A 25,081-nucleotide genomic window follows, 5' to 3' on the forward strand; every position below is an offset into this window, starting at 1 on the left:
CATGTTCTGTCGTCTCAAGGACTTCCGGCGGATCGCCACCCGTTACGACAAACGCGCCGACGTCTTCCTCTCCGGCGTGTTCTTGGCCGCCGCCGTAGTATGGTGGGCCAATTGAGTCCGGACCCTAGACCATCTCGCCCGCGGCCGGAAACGCCGCTATGATCTTGTTCCATTCATGTCCCAGCACACCGCCGTCCTGTTCGCCAACGACGCCTTCTACGCCGCCTTCGCCGCCGGCGATTTCGACGCCATGGACGCGTTGTGGGCCAGGCGCGCGCCGGTCAGCTGCATCCATCCCGGCTGGGCCGCGCTCACCAGCCGCGACGCGGTCATGACTAGCTGGCGCGGCATCCTGGTCGGCGGCGGCAAGCGGCCCGAAACGTCCGCCATCCGCTGCCTCCGGCCCGAGGCGTTCGTACTGGGCGAGACCGCCTGGATCACGTGCTACGAAATTCTCCCCAACGGCGTTCTCATCGCCACCAACATCTTCGCCCGCGAGGACGGGGCCTGGCGCATGGTCCATCATCACGCGGCGCCGACGCCGACCCCGCCCCCGGACGCGGCCGACGACGATACCGGGCCCGGACGACTGCAATGAGCAAGCGCCAACTCAAGATCGACGTCGGCGGCATCGTCGTCCGGGTCGAGCTGCTCGCGACGCCGACGGCGGATGCGCTCTGGCGCGCGGCGCCGTTCGCGTCCAGCGCGCGCACCTGGGGCGAGGAAGTCTACTTCCACACGCCGGTCAGCGTGCCGCGCGAGAAGGACGCCCGCGACGTGGTCGAGGCGGGCGAGATCGCCTTCTGGGTCGAAGGCGACTCGATCGCCATCGGTTTTGGCCGCACGCCGGTTTCGCGCGGCAACGAAATCCGCCTCGCCGCCCCGGTCAACATCTGGGGGCGAACACTGGACGACGTGCGCGCGTTGAAGCCGGTTCGCGACGGCGCCAAGATCGCGGTCAGCCGAGTCGCATAGGCGTCACGGGAACGCGTAACCCTTCGTTTTCCACCACTCGATCATCGCGCGGTTGATCGCGCTCCAGTCGACCCGGCCGAGCGCGTCGGGTTTCGCGCTTTTGCGCGCGGCATCGAGGGCGGCGGTGTAGTCGCGCCGCATCGCCTCGGGCGCCTGGGTGAAGTGGGGCAGCGGTTCAACCTTGGGGGCATTTTCGGGCATTGTACTCCTCCGTTCGCCGGCCATATTAACCAAGATATGGTCCGGCCGATTCGCTATAATCAATAGCCATCATCCGGTAGCCCTGGGAGGCACCGATGCCCGACGACTCCGCCGCCGCTCCGGGACCGAGCAAGTCCCCGAAGCCGTCATCCAACCCGCAGCCCGCAGCCCCGCCCGCCACGAAGGCGCGCCCGCCTGCCGAGCCGCCGGGCGCGCAAATGCCCTTCCCGGCCGCGACCGAAAGCATTGACCGGGTCGTGCACGCGGTCCAGGGCCGACTCACCTCGGGCATGGCGCCGGCGGCGACCGCGCTCGCTTTTTTCGACTGGCTGGTGCATCTCGCCAATTCGCCCGGCAAGATGAACGAACTGGCCCAGAACGCCTACGCCAAGAGCCTCGGCTTCGCCCTCTACGCCGCGCGCAACGGATTCCGGCCCGGCCAGAGCGACGCGCCCTTCATCACGCCCTTACCCGGCGACACGCGCTTCGCCTCCGACGAGTGGCGCAAGTACCCGTTCAACATGATCCACCAGGCGTTCCTGCTGGGCGAGCAATGGTGGAACTACGCGACCAAGGAAGTGCGCGGGGTGTCGCGCCATCACCAGGACATGGTCGGCTTCTCCGCGCGCCAGTTCTGGGACATGATCGCGCCCTCCAACTACCTCCTCACCAACCCCGACCTGGTCAAGACGACGCTCGAACAGGGCGGCGCCAACCTCGCCCGCGGCTACGAGCGCCTGCTCGCCGACGCACAGGCCGCGCTCTCCGGCCAGCCGCCCAAGCCGCGCACCGACTTCGCGGTCGGCAAGAACCTCGCCGTCACGCCGGGCAAGGTGGTGCTCAAGAACCGCCTGATCGAGCTGATCCAGTACACGCCCTCGACGCCGACGGTGCATCCCGAGCCGGTGCTGATCGTCCCGGCCTGGATCATGAAGTACTACATCCTCGACTTGCAGCCGCAGAACTCGCTGATCAAGTACCTGGTCGACCAGGGCCACACGGTGTTCGCGATCTCGTGGAAAAACCCGGACGCGGGCGACCGCGACCTCGGACTCGAGGACTACCGCGAACTCGGCGTCGAAGCGGCGCTCCAGGCCATCGACGCGATCGCGCCCGGGCGCAAGGTGCACGGCGTCGGCTACTGCCTCGGCGGCACGCTGCTGTCGATCGCGACCGCGGCCATGGCCCGCGACGGCCGCGACCGGCTCGCCTCGCTCACGCTGCTCGCGGCCCAGGTCGATTTCGAGGAAGCGGGCGAGATCATGCTGTTTATCGACGAAAGCCAGCTTCTCTACCTCGAGGACATGATGTGGGAAAAAGGCTTCCTCGACACCAAGCAGATGGCGGGCGCGTTCCAGATGCTGCGCTCCAAGGACCTGGTGTGGTCCAGGCTCGTGCGCAACTACCTGCTCGGCGAGGACGAAACGCTCAACGACATGATGACCTGGAACGCGGACGCGACCCGGATGCCCTACCGGATGCATTCCGATTATCTGCGCCATTTGTTCCTCGATAACGCGCTGGCCCGCGGCAAATTCCAGGTCGGCGGCAAGACGGTCGCGCTCACCGACATCCGGGTGCCGATCCTCGCCGTCGGCACCACCACCGATCACGTCGCGCCGTGGAAATCGGTCTACAAGATCCGGCTCCTGACCGACACCGAGGTGACGTTCGTGCTCACTTCCGGCGGCCACAACGCCGGCATCGTCAGCGAACCGGGCCGGCCGCGCCGCTCCCACCAGATCGCCACCGCCGCCGCGGGCGACAAATACATCGATCCCGACGCCTGGGCCCAGGCCACGCCCAAGCACGAGGGTTCATGGTGGCCGGCATGGCAGGCATGGCTCGCCGAGCGCTCCGGCGCGAAAGTCCCGCCGCCCGCGACCGGTAACGCCAAGGCCGGTTACGCGCCTCTGTACGACGCGCCGGGAACCTACGTTCTGCAACCGTGATGGCATCGAATGTCGAAATCCGCGTCGAGGGTCTGCACAAGGCCTTCGACGGACACCGGGTGCTGCGCGGCATCGACCTCGAAATCCGCGCGGGCGAGATCGTCGCCATCGTCGGCGGCTCGGGCTGCGGCAAGACGGTGCTGCTCAACCACATCCTGGCGCAGCTGACGCCGGACCGGGGTCGCGTGCTGGTCACCGATCATTCCCGAACGCCGCCGGAACTTCGCGACATCGCCGATCTCGACGACCTCGCGCTGCTCGACGTGCATGCCCATTGGGGCGTGGTGTTTCAACGGAACGCCCTTTTTTCCGGCAGCGTGCTCGACAACATCGGACTCTGGCTCAGCGACATCAAGAACCTGGACGACGCGGAAATTGTGACGATCGCGCGCCGGGTGCTGAAGGCGGTGGCGCTGCCGACCGACGACGAATTTCTCGACACCCCGACCGAGAGCCTTTCCGGCGGCATGGCGAAACGGCTCGCGGTCGCGCGCGCGTTGGCCATGGACCCGGCGGTGATGTTCTACGACGAGCCGACCACCGGGCTCGATCCCACCAGCGCGAGCCAGATCCAGGATCTGATCATGACAACGCACGGGGCGGACGGAGACTTGGGCGGCGGCGCGCGCACCACCCTCATCATCACCCACGACAAGGATTTGCTCGGCCGGCTGGAGCCGCGCGTCGTCATGCTGCACGAAGGCCGCGTCGCCTTCGACGGCCCGTTTGCCCGGTTCAAGACCGCCGCCGATCCCATCATCCGGCCCTACTTCGAGCTGATGCCGGTGCTGCACCGGCGCGATCTGGCCGCGGCGGCGAGCCCATAGCAGGACAACACCGACCCGACACCAAGCTTGCACCGAGAGAGCACCAAGCTAACACCAAGCAAAACGGCGTTAAGCTGTTGATCCGGCTCGAAACAGCCCTAAACGTGTAGGCATTTGTAGACGTTTCGCGCTTCGCCCCGGCAGGGGCCGCTTTTTTCTGTATTCACTTGTCCAAGAACACAAAACCGTTTGGGGAAAAAATATATCCTATGTTAGGAATTATGTCAATATAATGTCGAAGAGTAATAAAAAACCTTACGCCATCAGCGTGTGAACTGTGCCTGGTAACAGGGAAGAAATTGAACGCAGAAAATTAATTAAGATAAGTCGCTTTCGGTTTTGTATTCCCATGCGAGTCGCGCGGAAAGCCCGTCAAGATCGGGAAATAACAGTTCCTGATGAATGCCTAAGTTGTACAGATCAGTTTTCAATTGTTTGCGGTAGCTTCGATAGCCATAGCGATCAGTCCTTACTCCCCTCACGCCAGCAACGCGATCCGGCCCTCCCCTCACCCGTGCATGGCGATGGCGGCGAGCATTTCCGCCATCGCCTCGGGGGCGTCGCGGAACTTGAGGCCGAAGCGCGGCGGCTTGGACCACGCCACCTCGACCGCGTAAGAACCGAAGGTCGAAATTTCGAGTAGCGGGCGTTCCGGCATGCGCGTATCCGCGCCGATCAGCGCGATGCGCGCGCCGCCGACCGACATGTCCTCGATCCGGCAGGCGCGGGCGTAATCCGCGTCGTCCTCGGACTTGAGCGTGCCCGCGAGCGAAACGCTTTGCCGGTCGTGGCGGCGGTTCTCCTGAATCATGGACGACTCCCCCCTTCGGCTCCGGCCCAGACTAGGTGATTTTAGGGGCTAAGACCACGCGGGTCGGGCCGATTTTAGGCCGCCTTCGCGTCCTTCGCCCGCCAAGGTTTGATCCGGGCGAGACGAGCAGCCAAGCGGCGCTTGGCCGCGAGGGTATCGAAGGCGTTCTGCAGGCGCAGAAAGTATCCCTCCGACAGGCCAAAAAACCGAGTCAGGCGCAAATCCGTATCGGCGGTGATGTCGCGCGTTCCCTTGACGATGGCGTGAACGCGGTTGGGCGGAACCCCGATGGCGCGGGCGAGCCGGTTCTGGCTGAGGCCCAGCGGTTCGAGAAATTCCAGCTTCAGGATTTCGCCGGGATGGGGGTTGCGGAGCAAAGCCATGGTCGTTGTTTCCGATCGCGGGCGCTAATGATAATCCGCGATCTTCCCCGCGTCTCGTGCCTTTAGCCACGCCCCTCACCCTCCCAGCCCTGACGGGATGGGTCCCTCCCTCTCCCGCGAGGGGAGAGGGGCTCAATTGCGACAGTCAGGAGAGGCCCCCTCACGTCACCTCCGGCACCATATTGATGGCGCCGCACGGGCATTCGGCGGCGCACAGGCCGCAGCCCTTGCAGAAGTCGTAATTGAAGCGGAACCGCTTGCCGGGGCCGAGCTTGATCACCGCGTTGTCGGGACAGACGCCGTAGCAGTTGTCGCATTCGAAGCAGTTGCCGCAGGAAAGGCAGCGGCGCGCCTCGAACAGCGCATTGCCTTCGTCGAGGCCGCCCACGATTTCGTCGAAGCTGGTTTGGCGGCGGACCAGGTCGAGCGCGGGTTGCACCGTCTTCGGCGCGTCGTCGTAATACCAGGTGTTCAATTTCTCGAACGCGGCCGGCTCGTGCTTCGGCGCCGGCGCGTACGCGCCGCCCCTGAGCCAGGCGTCGATATGGCGCGCGGCCTTCTTGCCGTGGCCGATCGCGACCGTGACCGTGCGTTCCGCCGGCACCATGTCGCCGCCGCAGAACAATCCTTCGCGCCCGGTCATCATGCGCGCATCCACCTTCACGATGCCGTCCTTGGCGATCTCGACCCCCGGCACCTTTTCCAGAAACGTGGTGTCGGCGTCCTGGCCGAGCGCCAAAACCAGCGTGTCGGCCTTCAGGGTTTCGTATTCCCCGGTCGGCACCGGCTTGCCGCCCTCGCCGATGGCCATCTTCTCGACCGTGAAGGTATCGGCGTCGATCGTCTTGATGGTGCGGAGCCAATGGATCAGCACTCCTTCCTGCTCGGCCTCGGTCGCCTCGAAGTCGTGGGCCGGCATCTCCTTCCGCGAGCGGCGGTAGACGATCATCGCCTCGTCGGCACCGAGGCGCTTCGCGGTGCGCGCCACGTCCATGGCCGTGTTGCCGCCGCCGTAGACGATGACCCGGCGCCCGAGTTGCGGCGCCTCGCCGGTTTCAATCCCGCGCAGGACCGACACCGCGTCGAGAATCTTTCCCGCCGCGTGCGCCGGAATATCGATACGTTTGGCGAGGTGCGCGCCGACCGCGGCGAATACCGCGTGGAAGCCCTCCCGGAACGCGGCTTCCACGTCCTCGACTTTCCGATTCAATTCGAGGACCACGCCCAAGCCGAGAATCCGCTCGATTTCGCCGTCCAGCACGTCGCGCGGCAGGCGGTATTTCGGGATTCCGAAGCGCATCATGCCGCCGGCCATCGGCCCCGCCTCGCGGATGACGACCGAATGGCCGAGGCGCGCCAGGTGATAGGCGGCCGACAACCCGCTCGGCCCCGCGCCGACCACCAGAACCCGCTTGCCGGTCGGCGGGACGGCGGGCTCGGGCTTCCAGTTCTCCTTCAACGCCAGATCGCCGAGGAAACGCTCGACCGCGTGAATCCCGACCGGTTCGTCGAGCTTCGCCCGGTTGCACGCGGTTTCGCAACTGTGATAGCAGACCCGGCCCATCACCGCCGGCATCGGGTTGTCGCGCATGAGCGCACGCCAGGCGCCGCGGTAATCGCCCTCCTCGGCGTGGTAAAGCCAGTTCTGGATGTTCTCGCCCGCCGGGCAGGCTTCGTTGCAGGGCGGCAGGCGGTCGACGTAGACCGGCCGCAGCGTCCGCCACGAACCGGTGCGGTTGGCGAGACTGGAGCCCGAATCCAAGGTGATGGCGTAGGGAAGGTCTTTCATCGCCCCACGCCCTTTTCATCGAGCAGCCCGAAGCGGGCGATGTTGTGGTCGGCCATCCGCTGCAACGCCGCGATGCGTTCCGTATCGACCGCGCCTTTCTTGAAGAGGTGTGCGAACCGCTTCTGGGTTTCGAGGTAGCGCTCGATCGGTACCCGGCGGCGGATCTTGTGGACCTTGGTGATCTCCCCGTGTTCGGCCTCGAACAGCGGGAAAAACCCGCTTTCGATCGCGAGGCGCGCGACCTTGACAGTGGCGTCGGCGGCGGAGCCCCAGCCGAGCGGGCACGGCACCATGATGTGGATGTAGCGCGCGCCCCGGATCGCCATCGCCTTGGTCACCTTGGCTTCCAGGTCGTGCAGTTCGGCGACGCTCGCGGTCGCCACATAGGGAATGTTGTGGGCGATCGCGATCAAGGGCAGGTTCTTGCCGGTGCCGAACACGTTGCCGGGGGCGTCGCCGACCGCCTGGGTGGTGGCGGTACGCGCGGTCGGCGGCGTCGCGCTCGAGCGCTGCACGCCGGTGTTCATGTAGGCTTCGTTGTCGTAGCAGATATAGAGAACGTCGTCGTTGCGCTCGAACATGCCGGACAGGAAGCCGAAGCCGATGTCGGTGGTGCCGCCGTCGCCCCCTTGCGCGATCACGCGCACGTCGGTGCGGCCCTTGACCCGGTAGGCGGCGGCGACCCCGGTCGCGACCGCGGGCGCGTTGCCGAACAGCGAATGCAGCCACGGAATCTGCCACGAGGTTTCCGGATACGGCGTGGTGAACACCTCGAGGCAGCCGGTGGCGTTGACCGCGACCAGTTGGCCCCCGCTCGCGCGCATGGCGGCATCCAGCGCATAGCGCGCGCCGAGCGCCTCGCCGCAGCCCTGGCAGGCGCGGTGGCCCGAGGTGATGGCGTTGGAGCGATCGAGGCTCGCCTGTACCGTGCGCTGGGCGGCGTCCAGCAGCCGGTTGCCGACCGTGTGGGTGCCGGTTTGGTAGAATTTGACGGTCTGGGTTTCGGGATTGGTCATGGCGGTCGTTCCTACTCCCCGGCCCCCAGCTTGTGCTTGAGGACGTGTTCGGCGGTCGGGCCGGAGCGGCGGCGGGCGCGGGCGCGGACGATTTCGTGCTCGACCGCGGCGTGGTCGAGATCGAGGAACTGGACGTCGGGCAGGCGGTCCTCGGCCGCCGCCTCGAACACTTCGCGCAGCGAGTTCATCAGGATCGGCCGGCCGCCGAGGCCCGCGATCACCGTATCGACCGGAAGCGATAGCCCGCGCAGCGCCATGCGCACGTTGGACGCGAGCACGCCGCCGAGACCCGGCGCGAGGCTTTTTTCCACCACCACCACCCGTTTCGCGCCCGCGATCGCCTCGCGCAGTTCGTCGAGCGGAAACGGCCGGAACGCGGTCAGCACGATCGCGCCGATGGCGGCGCCGTCGGCGCGCAGGGCATCGATGGTTTCCTTGATGGTGCCGTTGACCGAGCCGAGCGCGACCACGAGCGTCTCGGCGCCTTCCGTCCGGTAGCCGCGCAACAGTCCGCCCGCCTCGCGCCCGAAAATCTTTTTGAAATCGGCGGCGATGTCCGGGATCAGCTTGAGCGCCTGGAGCTGCTTGTCGTTGGCCAGGTAGCGTACCTCGGCGAAGGCGTCGGGGCCGACCATGGCGCCGATGGAATAGGGATCGGCGGGATCGAGCACCTGGACCGGATCGTAGGGCGGAAGGAACTTGTCGACCGCGTCCTGTTCGGGGACGTCGATCCGCTCGTAGGCGTGAGTCAGGATGAAGCCGTCCATGCACACCATCACCGGCACGCTCAAGGCCTCGGCCAGGCGGAACGCCTGGATGTGGAGATCGGCCGCTTCCTGGTTGGTTTCGGCGTAAAGTTGAATCCAGCCCGAATCGCGGAGCGCCATGCTGTCGGTGTGATCGTTCCAGATGTTGATCGGTGCGCCGATCGCCCGGTTGCCGACGGTCATGACGATGGGCAGCCCGAGGCCGGCGGCGTTGTAGACGGCTTCGGCCATGAACAAGAGTCCCTGGCTCGCGGTCGCGGTGTAGCTGCGGGCACCCGCCGCCGAGGCGCCGATGGCGACCGAGAGCGCGGCGAATTCGGATTCGACGTTGATGAATTCGCAGTTCTTGAGCGCGCCCGATTTCACCAGCGCGCCGATGCCCTCGACGATATGGGTCTGCGGCGTGATCGGATAGGCGCAGACCACTTCCGGCCGGCAGCGCGCGACCGCTTCCGCCACCGCTTCCGAACCTTCCATCTGGCGGAGCATGACAGTGCCCTCCTCACGCGGCCTTGGCTTGCGACCGGGCTTGGGCGAACGCCTCGCGCGCGGCCGCCGCGTTGGCCTCGCCGATCACGCCCGCGAATTTTTCCCGGATCGCGCGTTCGACCGATTCCAATTTCAGCTTGCCGGTGACCGCGGCGAAGCCGCCGAGCAGCGCGGCGTTGGGCAGCGGGCGGCCGACGTGCTTCAACGCGATTTCGCTCGCGCCGATGCCGCATACGTGCCTGGACGGAAACTTGGCGGCGAACCCGGCGATGCCCAATGCCGCGAAGTCGCGGGTCGAGTTGATCAGGATGTAGCCGTCGGGTTTCAGGCCCTGGAACACGTTGACCGAATGCAGCAGCGTCGCGTCCTGGACGATGAGCGCGTCCGGTTCCTGGATCGGTTCGCGCAGGCGAATTTCCTTGTCGTCCAGGCGGCAGAACGACACCACCGGCGCGCCCATGCGCTCGGAGCCGAAACTGGGGAACGCCTGGGCGTGCTTGCCTTCGAGAAACGCGGCGACCGAGAGCAACTCGGCCGCCGTCACCACGCCCTGCCCGCCCCGGCCGTGAATGCGCACCTGGAACATGGCCCCTCCCGAGAGAGGCATGATCGGCGCAGCGGCGGAATCGTGGAATGACTACGGTCAAGCGACCAGGTGCATGGCCGTGATCGCGGGTAAAACCACAATTTCCCTACGCGTCCGTCCGGCCACGCCGCCCCCGACCGGTTGCTGGGCCAGCGGCGCTCTTCGGTGCCGCCCTCCGAAGGGGAGTGGTCTAGCATGCGGCCTGAAAACAGCGTTTTTATGGCCAATTCCGGCGGTAACGTGGTCTACGATTACGTCTGGGGTCCCATTGGCAGTCGAAGAGGATTCGCATACCCTCGGGTTCCACAATAGTCCGGCGCGCAGCCGGCACAACGGCACCTAATACACATGTCAACAGGGAGACACACATGGCTTCGACCATACGACGCGGGCTCTCCAAAGCCGCGCTGGCGGCGGCGATAGGTACCGCTTGGGCGTTAATCCTCGGTTTCGGCGCGCCGGCCTCGGCGCAGGCGGAGCGTAAAGTCTCGATCCTCATCTCGCCCGCGGGTTCGGGCCCCTATGAGGCCTTCGCCGTCATGCAGACCCGCGCCAAGGAAAATCACCCCTGGCTCAGGCCGGTTGCGGTCGAAACTCCCGGCTTCAATTACAACGTCAAGTATCTGGCCGAAAATCCAAACCTGTGGAAGGACACGGTGATCGGCTCTGGCTCGGTGCTCGAATGGGCCGCCAATCACGGCCTCAAGCCCTATTATCCCGAACCGCTGAAGCCGGCGGCGGATTATCGCATCATCGGCGTGATGGGCGTAACCGGTCAGTTGTTCGTGTCCACCGATCCCAAAATCCGCAAGATCGAGGATTTCGCCGGCAAGCGCGTATCCACCGGCCTTATCACACAGAACGAGTGGGGCATGTACCCGCGCATGATGCTCGACGGCCTTGGCCTCACGTCGAAGCTCAAGGCGCTCAACCACCTCGGCACCGATCCCAACGTCGAGGCCCTGCTCGACGGACGCGCAGACGTGGCTACTCTGGTTGCATTCTCTAGCGACGGCTTCAAGCACACCATCACCCCGAGCCCGTTCAAGCTGCTGGAAGCCTCCAAGCGCGACTGGCATTACATCAGCATTCCGCCCGCGCAGATCGAGGCATACAACAAGAAAACCGGCGCCGGATTTCATGTCCGCAATTATCCGGCGGGCACGTTGCCGAACCAGAAGACGGAAGTGAATACCTTCGGCAACTACCTGCTGCTCACCGCCCACAAGGACTTTCCCGAGGACTTGGCCTACGAGTTGACCAAGCTGTGGATCAAGATGGGACCGGTGGTGGCGCAGTACAACGCCATGGGCAAGATCTGGACGCCGGAAAGCCTGTCGGCGGCAGCCCGGCTGACACCCAACGCCGTCCATCCGGGCGCCATGCGCGCCTTCAAGGAAGCCGGGCTCGTCAAGTAGGGGCGGGATGCGCAGACCGGATCTCACCCCATGCCCATCGCGGGCGGCCGGGCGAGGTCCGGATGCCGCCCCGACTACTTCGCCATGATCGCAACTTCGGAGAATTCCGTGACCGTCGCCGGCCCCAACCGGCTGCTGCGTCCGTTGGAACGCCTGTTCATGACGGTTGGCTTAGGGGCCGTCCTTTATCACGTCGCCGCCGCGTTCTGGACCTTCCACGGCGCGATGCGACATTACACCGTCCACCTCGGCCTGATCCTGCTGCTGACGGTGTTGCACACCATGATCGAATTCAGCCGCTCGAAATCCGGCGCGCGACGGCGCGCGTGGATGGTCTTTCTCGCGGTCATGGCCGCGTGCGCGCTGATCGCAATTCCATATCTCTATCTCGAGGCGGAGACGCTCGAAATATCCCAGCCGTTCCTGACCAACTTCCAGTACGCCATCGGCCTCATCCTGCTGCTCGCGGTGTTCGGGCTCAACTGGATCGTGTGGGGCACCGCGCTCAAGATCGTGTGCCTAGCGGCGGCGTTCTATTTCGCCCTCGGCCATCTGTTTCCGAGCCCGGTAGTCGATCTCAAACTCAGTCCGCAAACGGTCATGAGCTATCTTGCCGGTATGGGCGGGCCGAGGGGCGTCTACACCTTCATTCCGCTTTCGGTCGACACCATTTTCCTGCTGCTCGTGTACGGCGGCCTGATGACCAGCACGCTGGTGCTCGACATGTTCAACGAGCTCGGCAAGGCCATCGGCAACTTCCTGCGCGGTGGCGTAGCCTATTCGTGCGTCGCGGCAAGCTCGCTGGTCGGCATGGTCACGGGGCAAACCGTGAGCTGCATCGCGCTGACCGGTTCGATGACGATTCCGACCATGACCCGGAGCGGCTACACCAAGAATCAGGCCGGGGCCATTGAAACCATGGCAGCCAACGGTGCCCAATTGATTCCGCCAGTGATGGGGCTCGGTGCATTCCTGATGGCGGTGATCCTGGGCGTTTCTTATGTCGAGATCGCACTCGCCGCCATTCTGCCGTCGGCGCTCTACATGTTCACCCTGGCGATCGGAATCTACGCGCTGGTTCAGGCCTCACCCCATATTCCGTTCCACCGCCAAGAGGTAGACTGGCGCAAGTTCTTCTGGGTGCTCCCGGCGTTCGCTCCTTCCATTACCGCCGTAGTCGCGCTGCTGCTCCTGCGCTATTCCGCCAACATGGCCGCGCTGTGGGGCATCGGCCTTCTGGTCGGCCTCAGCTACCTCCGGCCCAAACAATACCGGCCACCCCTGCGAAGCCTATTGGATGGCTTCCGCGACGGTGCGCTCGCCGGAGCGCACCTGGCCCTGATCCTAGCCGCGATCGGCGTCATCGTGCAGATGCTGGTTACCACCGGACTCGGCCTCCTGTTCGGGCGGCTGATGGTCGACCTCTCGGCCGGCAACCAAATCGTCGCCCTTGTGCTTGGCATGGTGATTGCCGTTTTCATCGGCATGGGTCTGCCGACGCCGGCAGCCTATTCTCTCGCCGCGATCGTGGTGATTCCGTCGCTGATCGATGTTGGCATCGACCCTCTTGCCGCACACTTCTACGGTTTTTATTTCGCCGTATTCTCTTCGTTCACCCCGCCGGTCGCGGTCGGTTGTCTGATGGCGGCGCGGATTTCGGGCGGCTCGTTCATCGGTACCTGCGTCGAATGCTTCAAGCTGGGCGGCATTTGCATGTTGTTGCCGTTCTTCATGGTGACGTTTCCGAACTCGCTGCAGTTTCCGAACTTCACCGCCGAAACGATGCTTAATACTGCCCTTCTCTGCGTCAGCACGGTCATGTTTGCCAGCGCCATCTATGGCGGATTCCTCGGCCGGCTGAACACCACGGAACGGGTGTATCTGCTCCTCGGTCCGATATTCACGCTTCTTTATTATAAATATCTGGTCGCGTGGCTGGCGTGGCTGCCGGTGATGGGGCTGACCGTGTTTGTCGCCTATCGCGTCATCTTAAGGCGGCGGGCGCCGGGGACGGCATCGGCATGAGCGCGAAACGCGACAATGGCGTTCTCCGTCACATCGACGTTTCCCTCGACCGGAAGTCGAATATCCCGCTACACCGACAGTTGCGGCGGCATTTCACGCGCCTGATCGCCAACCACGAAATCGACAACGGCGAGTTTCTGCCTTCAACCCGCGCCATTGCCGAAAGTCTCGGCATCAATCGTCTGACGGCGCTGCGCGCCTTTCAAGCCATGCAGCGCGCCGGGACGGTGCGCGCGCACCGCGGCCGAGGCTACTACGTCGCCCGACGCGGCGACTCCGATTTTGCCCTCGGCCGCGCCCGCGATCTCTTTGGCGCGCGCGCCACGTATCAGGCGCGGCCTGAGCACGCTTTCTCCGACACCGTGCGCTCGGCGACCGATATGCCGCTGTCATTCGCCGTCGGCTATCCCGACATCGCCATGCTACCCTCGAAGAAAATCCGGCGGATGTTCGCGCGTTGGTCGGACCAATTCGGCGGCCGCGATCTCGCCTACCAATCGCCCGCCGGCCATTCTCAATTGCGTCTTCAGCTCTGGCATTACCTGGAGGCACGGGGCATCGCACAAACACCCGACCGAGAACTGCTCGTCACCAATGGCGCCCAGCACGCGCTCGATATCTTTGCGCGCGCCTTTCCCCGTAAGACCGGCTTCGTCGCCATGGAATCTCCGGCTTACTACGGTGCGCTAGCGGTGGTTCGGATCAACGGTTACACCGGCTTGCCGATCGTGCAGGATGAATCCGGATTGTCGACGGCCGCGCTCGCGGGCCTTTGTCAAAGTCGTTCCTTCGACTTCCTCTATGTCAATCCGACGTACAACAATCCAACTGGCACAACCATGCCGCGCGACCGGCGCGAATCCGTTGTCGCGCTCGCGCACGCGCATGATTTCGTCATTCTCGAGGACGACACCTACGCCGATCTCGGGTTCGCCGGCACGCGACCGACGACCCTGATGGCTCTCGACGCGCACAACCGGACCTGCCATATCGGCTCGTTTTCCAAGTCGTTCATACCGGGACTGCGCATGGGGTATATCGTCGGCCCCAAGAACCTGATCGCGCGTATGATCGACATTCACGGCGTCAACGAGATGTGTTCGGCAACCTTGTCGCAGCTCGTTCTGTACGATGCACTTGCCTCCGGGTTCTACGACCGCCATGTCCGGCGCATGCGCAAGATCTACGCCCAGCGTTGCGCGGTGATGAAGGACGCTCTTACCCGCGAACTGACCAACGGCTGCCGTTTCGCCGCGCCTAAGGGCGGCTTTTTCTACTGGGTTCGTCTACCCGAGCGTATCGACTGCCGCGAGCTACAGCGCCGGTGCAATATTGCCGGCGTTGACATCGCGCTTGGCCCGGAATTCTTCACCGAAGGCTATGGCGGCAACTATATCCGACTCAACTTCACGCTGCTCGACGAGGACAAGATCCGTCTCGGCGTCAAATTGATGGCAGAGCAAATCCGGGACTTGCTCGGAAGCGGGCGGATACCATGATCCCGTCCGCGCCGACCCGCCGACCAGGGCGCCGTAAGCGCGCAAAAACGCCGCTCCATCGCACCATCGGCAAGGACAGTGGCCTAAGGTTTGTGATCATCGACCCGCGCCGGCGCGGGACATCGCCCCGACTTGGCGACATAATGCGGGCAACGGTTACGTTTCGCTCCCAACCAACAGGAGGATGACATCATGTACAAGGTCCTGCTTTTCGATACTTGGGGAACATTGGTCGACAACTATTCGATCGCCGACGTGATCGAACAGTACGTCTATGAGAGCAACCTCGCCCACCGCATCGCCGCCGATTGGCGCCAGCACCAGAAGTGGGCGATGTTCTACACCACCTGCGCCGACGCGTTCGTGATCCATCCCGGCCTCAACAACGCCTGTCTGAAGTGGGCGCTCGACAAGAACAACGTCAAGCTGCCGGAAAAGGCGTTCAACGATATTTGTAACCAGTACCACAAGCTGCGCGCCTATCCCGAAGTGGTGAATGCCCTCAAGGGCATGAAGGAACTCGGCCTAACCCTCAAGATCGTCGCCAATCCGACCAAGAAGATGATCGAGGACCATTCCCGCTTCGCCGGGACGCTGCCCTACATCGACGAGATCATTTCGAGCGGCGAGGAAGCGCGCGCCTACAAGCCTTCGCCCAAGGTCTACCAACTCGGCATCGCGCGCGCCGGATGCAAGAAGGAGGAAATCCTCTGGGTCACCGGCCACTTCTGGGAAATCGTCGGCGCCCGCCGCCAGGAATTGAATTGCGCCTGGGTCAACCGCGCCCAACAGCCGAAACTCGAGATCGGTTATGAGCCGACCTACACGGTGCCGCACATGCAGGCGCTCACCGACCTGCTTGCCAAGCAGATGAAGAAAGCGAGCTGAGACGCGCCGACGCCGTCAACCAACCCGATGGTAAAGTCGAAGGGCGCGCCGGCGACGGCGCGCCCTATTTTTTGGAAGGAAATGGTAGCGGAGGAGGGACTCGAACCCCCGACACAAGGATTATGATTCCTCTGCTCTAGCCAGCTGAGCTACTCCGCCCCGGAAACGCGCCGGAAAACCGGAAAAGGCGTGCGGCATATAGGCGTGCGGCCGAAGGGGTGTCAAGGCGGGGTGGTGCCTCAATTCGGTCTTCATGCTTCGACAGGCTCAGCATGAGGGCCTTGAATATCCGCCTCACCCTGAGCTCGTCGAAGGGTGAGGCCGTGAAACTAAGGCACTACCCAACGCGGGAGCGGCACCCCTACCGGCGCGCGGGCGGCAAGGGCTGGCGGCTCACCGCGGCGCGGGACTTGGACGGCGCCGCGGTCGGAACCGGTTCCGGATCCTTGACCCAATAGGAAACCTGCTCCGGGGCGTAGAGCGTCGGTTCCGGCGGCGGCAACGGCTTCGGATAGGTTTCCGGCGCGGGGCCGGTGTAGGCGATCAGCCGCCGCTCGTCGCGGTGGTTGGGCGCCGGGTAGCAATCGATTCCGACCAGGGCCTGGTAGCAATAGATCGCGCGGTCGTCCTTGCCTTCCGTGCCGAACAAATCGACGCCGCAGCCGCCCGCGCCGAACGCGCCGGCGAGCGCCGCCACCGTCATTAACTTTCGCATGGCTTTCGCCTCCTCTCCGAATTCGCGAAGGAACAGTGCAAATCCGGGGCCAAGCGGGAAGCTGCGGGGCCCGCGCCCCCTTGACCCGCGATTCCAAGGACTTGGGCACTCGGCGCGTCAGCGGACGAGGTCGACGACCGTGCGCCCGCGCACCTGGCCCTGGAGGATTTTGCCGGCCAGGCCCGCGACGTCGGCCAATCCGACCGTCTCGGTCATGGCGTCGAGCTTATCGAGCGGCATGTCCTTGGCGAGCCGCGCCCACGCCTGCCGGCGGCGCGCCATTGGGCAGGTGTTGGAATCGATCCCGAGCAGGTTGATCCCGCGCAGCAGGAACGGAATCACCGACGAGGTGAAGGTGGTTCCGCCGGCGAGGCCGACCGCGGCGCAACTGCCCCAATAGCGCAAGGAGGCAAGCACGTTGCCGAGCTGCTCGCCGCCGACGTTGTCGATGGCGCCGGCCCAGCGCTCGGACCCGAGCGGGCCCTTGGGCGGCGTCGCCAACTCCGCGCGATCGACGATGGCGGTCGCGCCGAGGGCCTTGAGATAGCCGTGTGTCTCCGCGCGGCCGGTGCCGGCGGCGACCCGATGGCCGAGGCGCGCGAGCAGCGCGACCGCGACCGAGCCGACGCCCCCCGCCGCGCCGGTGACCAGGACTTCCCCTTCCCCGCCCGGCTTGAGCCCGTGTTCCTCCAACGCCATCACCGCCAGCATCGCCGTGAAACCGGCGGTGCCGAGGGCCATCGACTGCTTGAGCGAAAGGCCCTTGGGCAGCGGCACCAACCAGTCGGCCTTGACGCGCGCCTTGGCGGCGAAGCCGCCCCAGTGAATTTCGCCGACCCGGTTGCCGGTCAGCACCACGTCGTCGCCCGGCTTGAACTGGGTCGATTCCGATTTTTCCACCACGCCCGCGAAGTCGATGCCCGGCACGTGCGGGTACTTGCGCACCAGCTTGCCGAGACCCTGCAGGATCATCCCGTCCTTGTAGTTGAGGGTCGAGTATTTCACCGCGACGGTGACGTCGCCCTCGGGCAGCGCCGCGTCGTCGAGGGTTTGCAGCGATTGGGCGACCCTGCCGCCCGCTTCTTCCAGCACCAGCGCCTTGAACATGATCGTTTCCCGTGATCGTTTGTGGGGCGTTTTCTTCCGAACCGTGGCCCGCCTGTTGTAAAGTCCCGGGGCATGAGTGGCAACAGCGCCGCGTTCGCCGCGACTTTCGCCTGTGCCTTGGCCTTGGCCGGATCGGGCTGGAACGGCGCGGCGGCGCAAGGCGCGAAGGCGCCGGAAACCCGGAGCGAAGCCCAAAGCGAGATACGCCGCGCCCAGCGCGAACTGACCGCCGCCGAGGCGGTGCTGCGCGACGCCCGCGACGCCCGCGTCAAAATCGAATCCGCCGCCGGCGAGACTCTCGCCCGCATCGACGAACGGCGTCGCAACGCCAATGCGATCCCCGACGACGCCCGGCGCTCGGAAACCCTTCGCGCCATCGCCGCCGAGGAAAAGCGCGTGCGCGACGACATCGCCACGGCGCGCGCCGCCGAAACCGTCGCCGAACGGAACGCGGAAAACGCCGCGCTCGCGCTCGCCCGCGCCCGCTCCGGCGATCGCGCGCCCAAGGACGTTCCCACGCCCAGGGCCGCACCGAAGGACACGCCAAAGGACATGGGGACAAAAGCCGTTCCGGCGCCCACCGCAGCGCCGACTCCGTCGAGTCCCGCCGGCCCGCCGCCCACTCCGGCCGCCGCGCCGCCCGCCGCGCTCGAAGCCCTGGTCCTCGCACGCATGGACGTGGAAGCGGCCGAGACGGCCTTCGCCCGGGCCAAGGCCGCGCGCGAGGAGGCCGAACGCACATCCGCCGACCAAACGCGCGAACTGGCCCGAATGCTCGCGGAAACGGTCGAGTTGAAGAAGCACGCCGAAGGGGCGCGCGCGACCGAGGCGGCGGAATTGGAAGCGAGTCTCAAGGCCCGCATCCAGGGCGCGGCGGCGAAGCTCGGTGACGCGCGGGCACGCGAGGCCGAAGCCAAGGCCGCGCTCGATTCCGCCCGCGACAAGGAGGCGAAAGCCCGCGCCGAGGTCGAAGCGCGGATTCCGGCGCGCTGATTACGTTTTGATCCGCCAGGACAGCGTCTGCCCGGCGAGGAACGGCCGCACGGTATCACTATCGGCCGGAATCTCGTCGGGCACCCGAGTTTCGCCCGCGACCAGGGTCACGCGTTCCTCGTGGACGGGAAGGCCGTAAAACGTCGGACCGTTGAGCGACGCGAACGCCTCCAGCTTGGCGAGCGCGCCTTCCTCGGCGAACACCTGGGCATAGCATTCGAGCGCGTGAGGCGCGTTGAATACCCCGGCGCAGCCGCATTCGGCTTCCTTTTTCGCGCGCGCGTGCGGCGCCGAATCGGTGCCGAGGAAAAAGCACGTCTCGCCCGAGACCGCCGCGCGGCGCAGCGCCAAGCGGTGCTTTTCGCGCTTCGCCACCGGCAGGCAATAGAGATGCGGGCGGATGCCGCCTTCGAACATGGCGTTGCGGTTGACCATCAAATGGTGCGGGGTCAGCGTCGCCGCCGCGCGCGGCGCATGCGCGCGCACGAAATCGACCGCGTCTTCCGTGGTCGCGTGCTCGAACACGATCTTGAGGCCGGGAAAATCGCGCGCGAGCGGCGTCAAAATCCGATCGAGAAACACGGCTTCGCGGTCGAACACGTCGACCTCGGGATCGGTCACCTCGCCGTGGACCAGAAGCGGCATGCCGATCTTTTCCATGCGCGCCAGCACGGCGCGGATGTTGCGCACGTCCGCGACTCCGGAGGCCGAATGGGTGGTGGCGTTGGCAGGATAAAGCTTGGCCGCGACCCAAGCCCCGTCGCGGTGGCCGCGCGCCACTTCCTCGGCGTCGCTGCGGTCGGTGAGGTAGCAGGTCATCAGCGGGCGGAAGGAGGAACCTTTGGGCAGCGCCGCCTCGATGCGTGCCCGGTAGGCGTGGGCGGCATCGGCGCTCGTTACCGGCGGAATCAGATTCGGCATGACGATGGCCCGGCCGAAGACCTGGGCGGTGAACGGCAATACGGCCGCAAGCATGGCCCCGTCCCGCAGATGGACATGCCAGTCGTCGGGGCGGCGGATGACGAGGGGCGATGAGGGGGGCGACGGGGGGGGCGGCATCGATGTCAAATCCTACCCCGGCGCCACGGTTTCGTCACGCCGAGCGTTATCACGATGGGTATTGTCACGGGGTTTCCCTTTCCCATATCGTTGCCGTCATGGCCAAAACCCAACGCAAGATCTACGGGGTCGAGTTCGCGACCCTCGGCGCCCTCTCCGACCTCGAAGACTGGCTTGAAGCCCATTGCCAGGGCGAATATTCCCTCGGCCTCGAATCCATGGACGAGAAGCGCGAGAAAAAGACCGTCAAGATCCTGTTCAGCGAGGAAGCGGATAAGCTCCGCTTCGTCGCCAAGTTCGGCAAGCGGAAATAAATTTCCTAGGCCTCGAGCGCGGCGACGGCGTCGTCGGCCGGCGCCCGGCCGAGCACGTGGCGCCGGTGCCAGAGCGCATAGGCGAGCAGGTGCCAGGCGGCGGCGGCGTGTCTTCCGCCGTTGTGGGCGGCGACCGTTCGAAACAGCCGCTCCACTTCCTCCGGCTTGCACGCCTCGTGCACGCCCGCCTGGCGCGCGACCAGCGGCCCTAGGGCGTAGCCCTTGCGCGCGATCCATTCGCCGACCGGCACCGTGAAGCCGCGCTTTTTCTCGAACGGCTTGGCCGCCGGCAGCGCCGTTTCCAGCCAGCGCCGCAAAATCCATTTGCCGAGCCCGTGGCGCACCTTCAGGGCGTCCGGCAGGCGGAAGCCGAAGGCGGCGAGTTTGGGATCGAGGAACGGCACGCGACCCTCGACCCCGTGCGCCATCAGACAGCGGTCGAGCTTGGCGAGTAGATCGTTGGGCAGCCAGTCGGCGCAGTCGGCGGCCTGCGCCGACTGCAGGCGGGTGCGCTCGCCACGCGCCGCTTCCGTTTCGGCCGCCGCGATCCCGGCGCGCCAATCGGATGCGGTTGCGCGCAAGATATCGAGTCCGTGCAGCGCGCCCTTGGCGCGCATCGGCCGGCCGAACAGAAGGCGGGGGCGCATGGCGCGGCGGTAGCGGCCGTAACCGGCGAACACCTCGTCGCCGCCCTCGCCCGAGAGAATCACCTTGAGGCCGGCGGCGCGGGCTTTTTCGCCCAGCTTATAGGTCGGGAGAGCGGCGTAGTCGGCGCAGAAATCGTCGGTTGCCGCCATGATCCGGGGCAACAGCCGCCAAAAGTCATCCTCGCCGAATTCGACCTCGACGTGCTCGGCGCCCGCGGCCTTGGCCACGGCGCGTGCGTGCGCGCGTTCGTCGACGGCGCGGGTTCCGGGAAACGCGGCGGTGAAGGCGATCACCGGCTTGGGGTTGAGACGCGCCATCATCGCCAGCAGGACCGAGGAATCGACCCCGCCCGAAAGAAACATGCCGTAGGGCACGTCGGAGCGCTGGTGCAGCTCGACTGCCTCGTTGAGATGGCGGTCGAGATCCATCAGCGCGTGTTCGCTTCGGTCTTCGGCGACGCCGCCCGCGGGCAGCGCCAGACGGATGGAGCGGGAAACGATGCGGCCTCCTTCGACGATCAGCGTTTCGCCCGGCAGCACCCGGCGGACGCCCTGGAGCAACGTGCGCGCACCGGTGCCGAACTGCAATTGCAACGCCTCGTCGCGCGCGCCGGCTTCGACGCGGGGCGCGACGAAACCGCCCGCGACCAACGCTTGGATTTCGGAGGCGAACGCGAAGCCGCTTTCGGTTTCGGCGTAATAGAGCGGCTTGATGCCGAACGGATCGCGCGCCAGCAGCAGACGCTTCGCCCGGGCGTCGTGAACCGCAATCGCGTACATGCCGCGCAAGTGCCGCGCGAAATCCGGCCCGTCGTTCAAATAGAGATGCAAGGGCGGCTCGCAGTCGGAGGCGGTGCGGAACGGAACGCCCGCGAGTTCGGCGCGCAGTTCGATGTAATTGTAAATCTCGCCGTTGGCGACCAAGGCGACCCTTCCGTCGGGCGCCATGATCGGCTGATCGCCGGTGGCGAGATCGATGATGGCGAGCCGGGTCTGCGCCAGCGCCGTGTCGCCCTCGATCCACTGCCCTTCCCCGTCGGGGCCGCGGTGCGCCAGCGCCCGTTTCATGGCCTCCAGCGCTCGCGCGTCCGGGTTGTGTCCCGGCGCGGCCATGAACCCGGCGATGCCGCACATGCCGGCCTACCCCGCCACGTTGCGGAAAAAATCGAGATAGCGGCGCACGACGATGTCCTCGGTGAAGCGGCTTTCGTAGGCCGCGCGGCCGGCGAGGCCGATCCGGCGCGCGCGTTCGCGGTCGGCGAGCAGGCCCTGGATCGCGCGGGCAAGCGCCAACGCGTCATCGACCGGTACCAGGATTCCGGTCTCGCCGTGGCGTACCAGCGCGGCGGGGCCTTGCGATTCGGTCGCGATCACCGGCACGCCTTGCGCCCAGGCTTCGATCACTACGTTGCCGAGCGGCTCGTGGCGCGAGGGGCAGACGAAGACGTCGCACGCTGCGAGTAGCGCTGGGCCGTCGTCGCGCCAGCCGAGAAAGCGCACGCGCGGCTTGGCGAACGCGCGATGGGCCCGCTCCTCCAGTTCGCCCCGGAGCGGGCCTTCGCCCGCGATCCAGAGATAGACGTCGGGAAGACGCGCGACCGCCTCGATCAGCACGTCGAAGCCTTTGTTCGGGTGTAGCCGGCCCATGGCGAGCAGCAGCGGCGCGTCGGGCGGCGTAAAGAAGTCGTTGCGGCGCGCTGGAGCCGCCTTGGTGTCGGCGACGAAGTTGGGAAGATAATGCACCCGCTCCGCCGGCCAGCCCTGCTTGACGATGTAATCGACGATGTTCTCGGTGTTGCCGATCAGATGGCGGCACCGGCGATAGTATTTCAGGTCGTAATAGCCGCCGAGACGGCCGACGTGGACGAAGGATTTCGCCGACGTGGACCCGGCCGGGGATTCGGGCATCATCGCGCTCGCCCGGTTCATCCAGGTCAACACCACGTCGGGCGCGAAATCTCGGAGAATCCGCTTTAATCGCCAGGGCGTGACGACATCGAGCCTCCCGCCGAAGGGAAGCTGGAGCGCCTCGATCCCGCCCGCCGCGAGCTGCACCGCGCGCGCCGGATTGGCGCGGATGACGACGCGCTGGTCGAGGCCCGCGCGCCCGAGCGCGAGCGCGAGCCGGACGAAGAACGCCTCGGCGCCGCCGTGTTCAGCCCCTGCCATCGCCTGAAGGACGCGCATAGGCGCCGAATTACGCTGCGCGCCTAGTCGCGCGCACGGCGCGAGCACGCTCGATGCGTTTGCGCCGTTCGGGCGTGTTCCAAGCTTCCCACATATCGGTGCGCCGCTGGACGTTGAGCCAGAATTCCGGCGTGTTGCCGAAAACACGCGCCAGCATCAAGGCGGTATCCACCGTCACCGCGCGACGGCCGTTGCAGAGTTCGTTGACGAGACGACGTTCGACCCCCATCGCCGCCGCCAGCGCTGTCTGGGTCAATTTGAGCGGCCTAATGAATTCTTCCTCGAGCATTTCACCGACCGAAACCGGCTTGCGCTTGGTCATCATCATGGGTTCATTCCTTCCAAATTCATCAACGGTAGCTATGGTCGTCGAGATACACATCCGACGCCTGGCCACGCGAACCGTTCCACCGGAACACCAGCCGCCAGCGCCCAGTAACCCGGATCGAATGCCGATCCTGCAGTTTGCCTTTCAGCTTCTCGAAGTGATTGGACGGCGGCGAGCGCAGGTCGACATCGGAAGTGGCATCGTCGAGCAACTGAAGTTTTCGGAACAGGCGACTTTCCACGTCGGCCGGAATTTGCTTCGACCGAACGTCGTCGCGAAAAAACCGTTCCAGCCAATTATCGCGAAAGCTTAGGATCATCGCCCAGCCTCGATTGTCGTATTATACGGTACAGGCGTATAGAGGCAAGGACGCGTATGCTACGGCAGCAGGCTCTCGAACGCTTGCGCCGCCTCGGACCAACCCCAGGCGCGCTGGAGCTTGAGCGCCGCTTCGTGCTGGCGCCGCCAGAGGGCATCGTCGGAGAGAAGCGCCACGGCGGCAGCGGCAAAGGCCGCGTCGTCGCGGGCGACGAAGCCGGTCTCGCCGTCGCGGACCCGCTCCACCACCGAGCCTAGATCGCCCACCACCGCCGGCACGCCCGAGGCCTGGGCTTCCCCAACCGCGAGACAGAAAGTTTCGTTGAGGTCTCCTTTATAAAGCACGGCGCGCGCGTCGCGGAATTCGGCGATCAGCTGGCTTTTCGGCACCGGGCCGCGCACCACCACGCCCGCGGCGCGCAAGCTTTCGGCGTGGGCGAGCACGGCGGCCATGGCGTCGCTCTTGGCTTGGCCGACGCCGCCGTAGGTGGAAGGCCCGGCGAACACGTGCAATTCGGCGCCGGGAACACGGGGTGCGATGCGCGCCGCCCACAGCTCCAGCAGCCAATCGAGGGAACGGAGCGGGTTCGACGTGAACACGGCGCGAGGGGATGGCGGATTGGCGCGCGGCATGGCGGCGCGGAACATGTCGGGGATGCCGTAGGGAATAGTCTTACGCCCGCCGTCCGGCACCCAAGCGGGGCAAGTGGTCGCGTGGTAATCGCCGATGAAGACGATTACCGGGCGGACGCGCCAGAGTTTCCACAGGTAACGCCACTTGAGAAGGTATTGCGCCGGATTGTGGGTCCAGAACGCGACCCGGCGCACGCCGGGAACAAGCGGGATCAGCTTGTCGCCGCGATTGGCGATATATAAGTCCGCCTCGGTGGGGAGATTGCCGTAAGGCCGATCAGGGAGATGAATCGGCGCCCATTCGACGCCGCGTACCGTGCCAGGCCGCGGGCAACGGTTGCGCACGCGAACGTCGTGGCCGCGCCTAGCTAGTTCCTCGACCAGGAACACGACCGAGGATTCCGCCCCGCCCAGGGGCTTTTCGCGCGGGGTGTCCGCGTCGAATTCGATCCCGTCGTCGGCGAGCACGATCCGCGCCATTAGTCTTTTTCCAGACGCGCCTTGAGGTGCGCGAGCAAGGGATAAAGCCCGGCGAACAGCGCGACCAGGAAGCCGTAGCCGCCCTCGCGGTAGCCCCGGCGCAGCACGTAGCACTTGAAGAAGCGGGAAAAGAGCCGCCGCACGTTCGCGGGCAGCGAACCGATGTCGCCCGCCTCGCGCAAGTCCTTCGCCCGCGCGGTCGCGTAGCTGTCGAGGCGGCGGATCATGTCGGAGATGTCGCGGTCGACGTAATGGCGGATGCGGTTCGCGAGCATCGGCCCCTTGCGCCCGCGCCAAGTGAGCGCCGGATGGACCCGCTGCGGCCCCCACGTCTTGGCCCCTTTGCGGAAGAGTCCGGGATAGGCCGCCTTGCCGTAAGAGGCGCCCCAGCCGTGCCGCACCAGGCGATCGCCGATGTAATTGTCGACCGGGATTTCGTGCCAGTCGAACGGCGTCGTTTCGATGGTGCGGCGGATTTCGGCGGCAAGCTCCGGCGTCGCGCGTTCGTCGGCATCAAGCTCGAAAACCCAATCGCCGGCGCAAGCCGCGATGGCGGCGTTGCGCCGATCGCCTTCCTTGGCCCACGCGCCGTCCACCAGGCGATCGGTGAAGGTGGCCGCGATCTCGCGCGAACGGTCGGTGCAGCGATCCAGCACCACCACGATTTCGTCGGC

General features: G+C 65.7%; 27 protein-coding genes and 1 tRNA gene. 11 read left to right on the forward strand and 17 right to left on the reverse strand.

The features are described from left to right. From FJ311_10460 to FJ311_10470, 3 genes are all read left to right on the forward strand, one after another. The coding region (locus FJ311_10460) for an IS5/IS1182 family transposase (protein ID MBM3951865.1) at positions 1–115 on the forward strand (115 nt) is incomplete at its 5' end. A 60-nt stretch (positions 116–175) separates the two neighbouring features. Next, positions 176–598 (forward strand): nuclear transport factor 2 family protein, encoded by a 423-nt coding sequence (locus FJ311_10465; GenBank protein ID MBM3951866.1) that lies wholly within the window; start codon positions 176–178, stop codon positions 596–598. Beyond that, on the forward strand, positions 595–975 hold the full coding sequence (locus FJ311_10470) for a hypothetical protein (GenBank protein ID MBM3951867.1): 381 nt from the start codon (positions 595–597) through the stop codon (positions 973–975). The genes FJ311_10465 and FJ311_10470 overlap by 4 nt, the downstream gene beginning before the upstream one ends. Before the next feature lie 3 nt (positions 976–978). Here the strand turns inward: FJ311_10470 and FJ311_10475 are convergent, their stop codons facing one another. Then, on the reverse strand, positions 979–1,176 hold the full coding sequence (locus tag FJ311_10475; GenBank protein ID MBM3951868.1) for a hypothetical protein: 198 nt from the start codon (positions 1,174–1,176) through the stop codon (positions 979–981). A 95-nt stretch (positions 1,177–1,271) separates the two neighbouring features. Between FJ311_10475 and FJ311_10480 the strand changes: the two genes are divergently transcribed. Together FJ311_10480 and FJ311_10485 are read left to right on the forward strand one after the other, a co-directional pair. Then, positions 1,272–3,128: an alpha/beta fold hydrolase gene (locus tag FJ311_10480; GenBank protein MBM3951869.1), complete on the forward strand. Its 1,857-nt coding sequence runs from the start codon at positions 1,272–1,274 to the stop codon at positions 3,126–3,128. Then, the gene (locus tag FJ311_10485) at positions 3,128–3,955 is read left to right on the forward strand and encodes an ATP-binding cassette domain-containing protein (protein MBM3951870.1); all 828 of its coding nucleotides are present in this window, start codon (positions 3,128–3,130) and stop codon (positions 3,953–3,955) included. The genes FJ311_10480 and FJ311_10485 overlap by 1 nt, the downstream gene beginning before the upstream one ends. Positions 3,956–4,463: 508 nt before the next feature. Here FJ311_10485 and FJ311_10490 read toward each other — a convergent pair. The 6 genes from FJ311_10490 to FJ311_10515 all read right to left on the reverse strand — a co-directional run bounded on the left by FJ311_10490 (position 4,464) and on the right by FJ311_10515 (position 9,796). After that, positions 4,464–4,766, reverse strand: coding sequence for a PilZ domain-containing protein (locus tag FJ311_10490; GenBank protein ID MBM3951871.1), 303 nt, complete (start codon positions 4,764–4,766; stop codon positions 4,464–4,466). 74 nt (positions 4,767–4,840) lie between these two features. Further along, on the reverse strand, positions 4,841–5,149 hold the full coding sequence (locus FJ311_10495; GenBank protein MBM3951872.1) for a HigA family addiction module antidote protein: 309 nt from the start codon (positions 5,147–5,149) through the stop codon (positions 4,841–4,843). 160 nt (positions 5,150–5,309) lie between these two features. Further along, positions 5,310–6,938, reverse strand: a complete 1,629-nt coding sequence (locus tag FJ311_10500) for an FAD-dependent oxidoreductase (protein ID MBM3951873.1) — start codon at positions 6,936–6,938, stop codon at positions 5,310–5,312. After that, positions 6,935–7,954, reverse strand: a complete 1,020-nt coding sequence (locus FJ311_10505) for a pyruvate ferredoxin oxidoreductase (protein MBM3951874.1) — start codon at positions 7,952–7,954, stop codon at positions 6,935–6,937. The genes FJ311_10500 and FJ311_10505 overlap by 4 nt, the downstream gene beginning before the upstream one ends. 11 nt (positions 7,955–7,965) lie before the next feature. Next, positions 7,966–9,210: a pyruvate ferredoxin oxidoreductase gene (porA, locus tag FJ311_10510; GenBank protein MBM3951875.1), complete on the reverse strand. Its 1,245-nt coding sequence runs from the start codon at positions 9,208–9,210 to the stop codon at positions 7,966–7,968. 13 nt (positions 9,211–9,223) lie between these two features. Next, a complete protein-coding gene (locus FJ311_10515; GenBank protein ID MBM3951876.1) occupies positions 9,224–9,796 on the reverse strand; it encodes a 2-oxoacid:acceptor oxidoreductase in 573 nt (190 codons plus the stop codon). Positions 9,797–10,164: 368 nt separating this feature from the next. Between FJ311_10515 and FJ311_10520 the strand changes: the two genes are divergently transcribed. The 4 genes from FJ311_10520 (at position 10,165) to FJ311_10535 (ending at position 15,626) form a co-directional block, all read left to right on the forward strand. Next, entirely contained in the window at positions 10,165–11,214 is a 1,050-nt protein-coding gene (locus tag FJ311_10520) for a TAXI family TRAP transporter solute-binding subunit (protein ID MBM3951877.1), read from the forward strand. A 30-nt stretch (positions 11,215–11,244) separates the two neighbouring features. Continuing rightward, positions 11,245–13,239 carry a TRAP transporter fused permease subunit gene (locus tag FJ311_10525; protein ID MBM3951878.1) on the forward strand — a complete coding sequence of 665 codons (1,995 nt, stop codon included), beginning with the start codon at positions 11,245–11,247 and terminating at the stop codon, positions 13,237–13,239. Beyond that, complete coding sequence (locus FJ311_10530; GenBank protein MBM3951879.1) at positions 13,236–14,738, forward strand: PLP-dependent aminotransferase family protein; 1,503 nt, start codon at positions 13,236–13,238, stop codon at positions 14,736–14,738. Before FJ311_10525 ends, FJ311_10530 begins: the two co-directional genes overlap by 4 nt. A 192-nt stretch (positions 14,739–14,930) precedes the next feature. Next, positions 14,931–15,626 carry a haloacid dehalogenase type II gene (locus tag FJ311_10535; protein MBM3951880.1) on the forward strand — a complete coding sequence of 232 codons (696 nt, stop codon included), beginning with the start codon at positions 14,931–14,933 and terminating at the stop codon, positions 15,624–15,626. 82 nt (positions 15,627–15,708) lie between these two features. On the opposite strand, the gene FJ311_10540 is transcribed toward FJ311_10535, so the two are convergent. From FJ311_10540 to FJ311_10550, 3 genes are all read right to left on the reverse strand, one after another. Beyond that, positions 15,709–15,785: transfer RNA gene (locus FJ311_10540), tRNA-Met, on the reverse strand. A 202-nt stretch (positions 15,786–15,987) separates the two neighbouring features. Beyond that, complete coding sequence (locus tag FJ311_10545) at positions 15,988–16,341, reverse strand: hypothetical protein (GenBank protein ID MBM3951881.1); 354 nt, start codon at positions 16,339–16,341, stop codon at positions 15,988–15,990. Between the two features lie 117 nt (positions 16,342–16,458). After that, positions 16,459–17,448, reverse strand: a complete 990-nt coding sequence (locus FJ311_10550) for an oxidoreductase (GenBank protein ID MBM3951882.1) — start codon at positions 17,446–17,448, stop codon at positions 16,459–16,461. A 72-nt stretch (positions 17,449–17,520) separates the two neighbouring features. Between FJ311_10550 and FJ311_10555 the strand changes: the two genes are divergently transcribed. Continuing rightward, on the forward strand, positions 17,521–18,441 hold the full coding sequence (locus FJ311_10555) for a hypothetical protein (protein ID MBM3951883.1): 921 nt from the start codon (positions 17,521–17,523) through the stop codon (positions 18,439–18,441). Here the strand turns inward: FJ311_10555 and pyrC are convergent, their stop codons facing one another. Continuing rightward, positions 18,442–19,500: a dihydroorotase gene (gene pyrC / locus FJ311_10560; protein MBM3951884.1), complete on the reverse strand. Its 1,059-nt coding sequence runs from the start codon at positions 19,498–19,500 to the stop codon at positions 18,442–18,444. A 98-nt stretch (positions 19,501–19,598) separates the two neighbouring features. Here pyrC and FJ311_10565 point away from each other — a divergent pair, with 98 nt between their 5' ends. Further along, positions 19,599–19,814, forward strand: a complete 216-nt coding sequence (locus FJ311_10565) for a hypothetical protein (protein MBM3951885.1) — start codon at positions 19,599–19,601, stop codon at positions 19,812–19,814. A gap of 5 nt (positions 19,815–19,819) precedes the next feature. Here FJ311_10565 and asnB read toward each other — a convergent pair whose 3' ends face one another. The 6 genes from asnB to FJ311_10595 form a co-directional block, all read right to left on the reverse strand. Next, a complete protein-coding gene (asnB, locus tag FJ311_10570; GenBank protein ID MBM3951886.1) occupies positions 19,820–21,595 on the reverse strand; it encodes an asparagine synthase (glutamine-hydrolyzing) in 1,776 nt (591 codons plus the stop codon). A gap of 6 nt (positions 21,596–21,601) precedes the next feature. Beyond that, positions 21,602–22,648, reverse strand: a complete 1,047-nt coding sequence (locus FJ311_10575; protein ID MBM3951887.1) for a glycosyltransferase — start codon at positions 22,646–22,648, stop codon at positions 21,602–21,604. 10 nt (positions 22,649–22,658) lie between these two features. Then, a complete protein-coding gene (locus FJ311_10580) occupies positions 22,659–22,976 on the reverse strand; it encodes a HigA family addiction module antidote protein (GenBank protein ID MBM3951888.1) in 318 nt (105 codons plus the stop codon). 22 nt (positions 22,977–22,998) lie between these two features. Next, positions 22,999–23,295: a type II toxin-antitoxin system RelE/ParE family toxin gene (locus tag FJ311_10585; GenBank protein ID MBM3951889.1), complete on the reverse strand. Its 297-nt coding sequence runs from the start codon at positions 23,293–23,295 to the stop codon at positions 22,999–23,001. A 59-nt stretch (positions 23,296–23,354) separates the two neighbouring features. Next, positions 23,355–24,407 (reverse strand): glycosyltransferase family 4 protein, encoded by a 1,053-nt coding sequence (locus tag FJ311_10590; GenBank protein ID MBM3951890.1) that lies wholly within the window; start codon positions 24,405–24,407, stop codon positions 23,355–23,357. Then, positions 24,407–25,081, reverse strand: a 675-nt coding sequence (locus tag FJ311_10595; GenBank protein ID MBM3951891.1) for a glycosyltransferase family 2 protein, incomplete at its 5' end; no start/stop codon positions are given. The genes FJ311_10595 and FJ311_10590, both read right to left, overlap by 1 nt.

The sequence above is a fragment of the Rhodospirillales bacterium genome, from assembly GCA_016872535.1.
In the GTDB taxonomy this organism is placed as follows: domain Bacteria; phylum Pseudomonadota; class Alphaproteobacteria; order Rhodospirillales; family 2-12-FULL-67-15; genus 2-12-FULL-67-15.

Bases quoted from the DNA above. Each gene is read 5' to 3' on its own strand.
- FJ311_10465 (MBM3951866.1), top strand. From the start codon at position 176: ATGTCCCAGCACACCGCCGTCCTGTTCGCCAACGACGCCTTCTACGCC.
- FJ311_10470 (MBM3951867.1), top strand. From the start codon at position 595: ATGAGCAAGCGCCAACTCAAGATCGACGTCGGCGGCATCGTCGTCCGG.
- FJ311_10475 (MBM3951868.1), bottom strand. From the start codon at position 1,176: ATGCCCGAAAATGCCCCCAAGGTTGAACCGCTGCCCCACTTCACCCAG.
- FJ311_10480 (MBM3951869.1), top strand. From the start codon at position 1,272: ATGCCCGACGACTCCGCCGCCGCTCCGGGACCGAGCAAGTCCCCGAAG.
- FJ311_10485 (MBM3951870.1), top strand. From the start codon at position 3,128: ATGGCATCGAATGTCGAAATCCGCGTCGAGGGTCTGCACAAGGCCTTC.
- FJ311_10490 (MBM3951871.1), bottom strand. From the start codon at position 4,766: ATGATTCAGGAGAACCGCCGCCACGACCGGCAAAGCGTTTCGCTCGCG.
- FJ311_10495 (MBM3951872.1), bottom strand. From the start codon at position 5,149: ATGGCTTTGCTCCGCAACCCCCATCCCGGCGAAATCCTGAAGCTGGAA.
- FJ311_10500 (MBM3951873.1), bottom strand. From the start codon at position 6,938: ATGAAAGACCTTCCCTACGCCATCACCTTGGATTCGGGCTCCAGTCTC.
- FJ311_10505 (MBM3951874.1), bottom strand. From the start codon at position 7,954: ATGACCAATCCCGAAACCCAGACCGTCAAATTCTACCAAACCGGCACC.
- porA (MBM3951875.1), bottom strand. From the start codon at position 9,210: ATGCTCCGCCAGATGGAAGGTTCGGAAGCGGTGGCGGAAGCGGTCGCG.
- FJ311_10515 (MBM3951876.1), bottom strand. From the start codon at position 9,796: ATGTTCCAGGTGCGCATTCACGGCCGGGGCGGGCAGGGCGTGGTGACG.
- FJ311_10520 (MBM3951877.1), top strand. From the start codon at position 10,165: ATGGCTTCGACCATACGACGCGGGCTCTCCAAAGCCGCGCTGGCGGCG.
- FJ311_10525 (MBM3951878.1), top strand. From the start codon at position 11,245: ATGCCCATCGCGGGCGGCCGGGCGAGGTCCGGATGCCGCCCCGACTAC.
- FJ311_10530 (MBM3951879.1), top strand. From the start codon at position 13,236: ATGAGCGCGAAACGCGACAATGGCGTTCTCCGTCACATCGACGTTTCC.
- FJ311_10535 (MBM3951880.1), top strand. From the start codon at position 14,931: ATGTACAAGGTCCTGCTTTTCGATACTTGGGGAACATTGGTCGACAAC.
- FJ311_10545 (MBM3951881.1), bottom strand. From the start codon at position 16,341: ATGCGAAAGTTAATGACGGTGGCGGCGCTCGCCGGCGCGTTCGGCGCG.
- FJ311_10550 (MBM3951882.1), bottom strand. From the start codon at position 17,448: ATGTTCAAGGCGCTGGTGCTGGAAGAAGCGGGCGGCAGGGTCGCCCAA.
- FJ311_10555 (MBM3951883.1), top strand. From the start codon at position 17,521: ATGAGTGGCAACAGCGCCGCGTTCGCCGCGACTTTCGCCTGTGCCTTG.
- pyrC (MBM3951884.1), bottom strand. From the start codon at position 19,500: ATGCCGCCCCCCCCGTCGCCCCCCTCATCGCCCCTCGTCATCCGCCGC.
- FJ311_10565 (MBM3951885.1), top strand. From the start codon at position 19,599: ATGGCCAAAACCCAACGCAAGATCTACGGGGTCGAGTTCGCGACCCTC.
- asnB (MBM3951886.1), bottom strand. From the start codon at position 21,595: ATGTGCGGCATCGCCGGGTTCATGGCCGCGCCGGGACACAACCCGGAC.
- FJ311_10575 (MBM3951887.1), bottom strand. From the start codon at position 22,648: ATGCGCGTCCTTCAGGCGATGGCAGGGGCTGAACACGGCGGCGCCGAG.
- FJ311_10580 (MBM3951888.1), bottom strand. From the start codon at position 22,976: ATGATGATGACCAAGCGCAAGCCGGTTTCGGTCGGTGAAATGCTCGAG.
- FJ311_10585 (MBM3951889.1), bottom strand. From the start codon at position 23,295: ATGATCCTAAGCTTTCGCGATAATTGGCTGGAACGGTTTTTTCGCGAC.
- FJ311_10590 (MBM3951890.1), bottom strand. From the start codon at position 24,407: ATGGCGCGGATCGTGCTCGCCGACGACGGGATCGAATTCGACGCGGAC.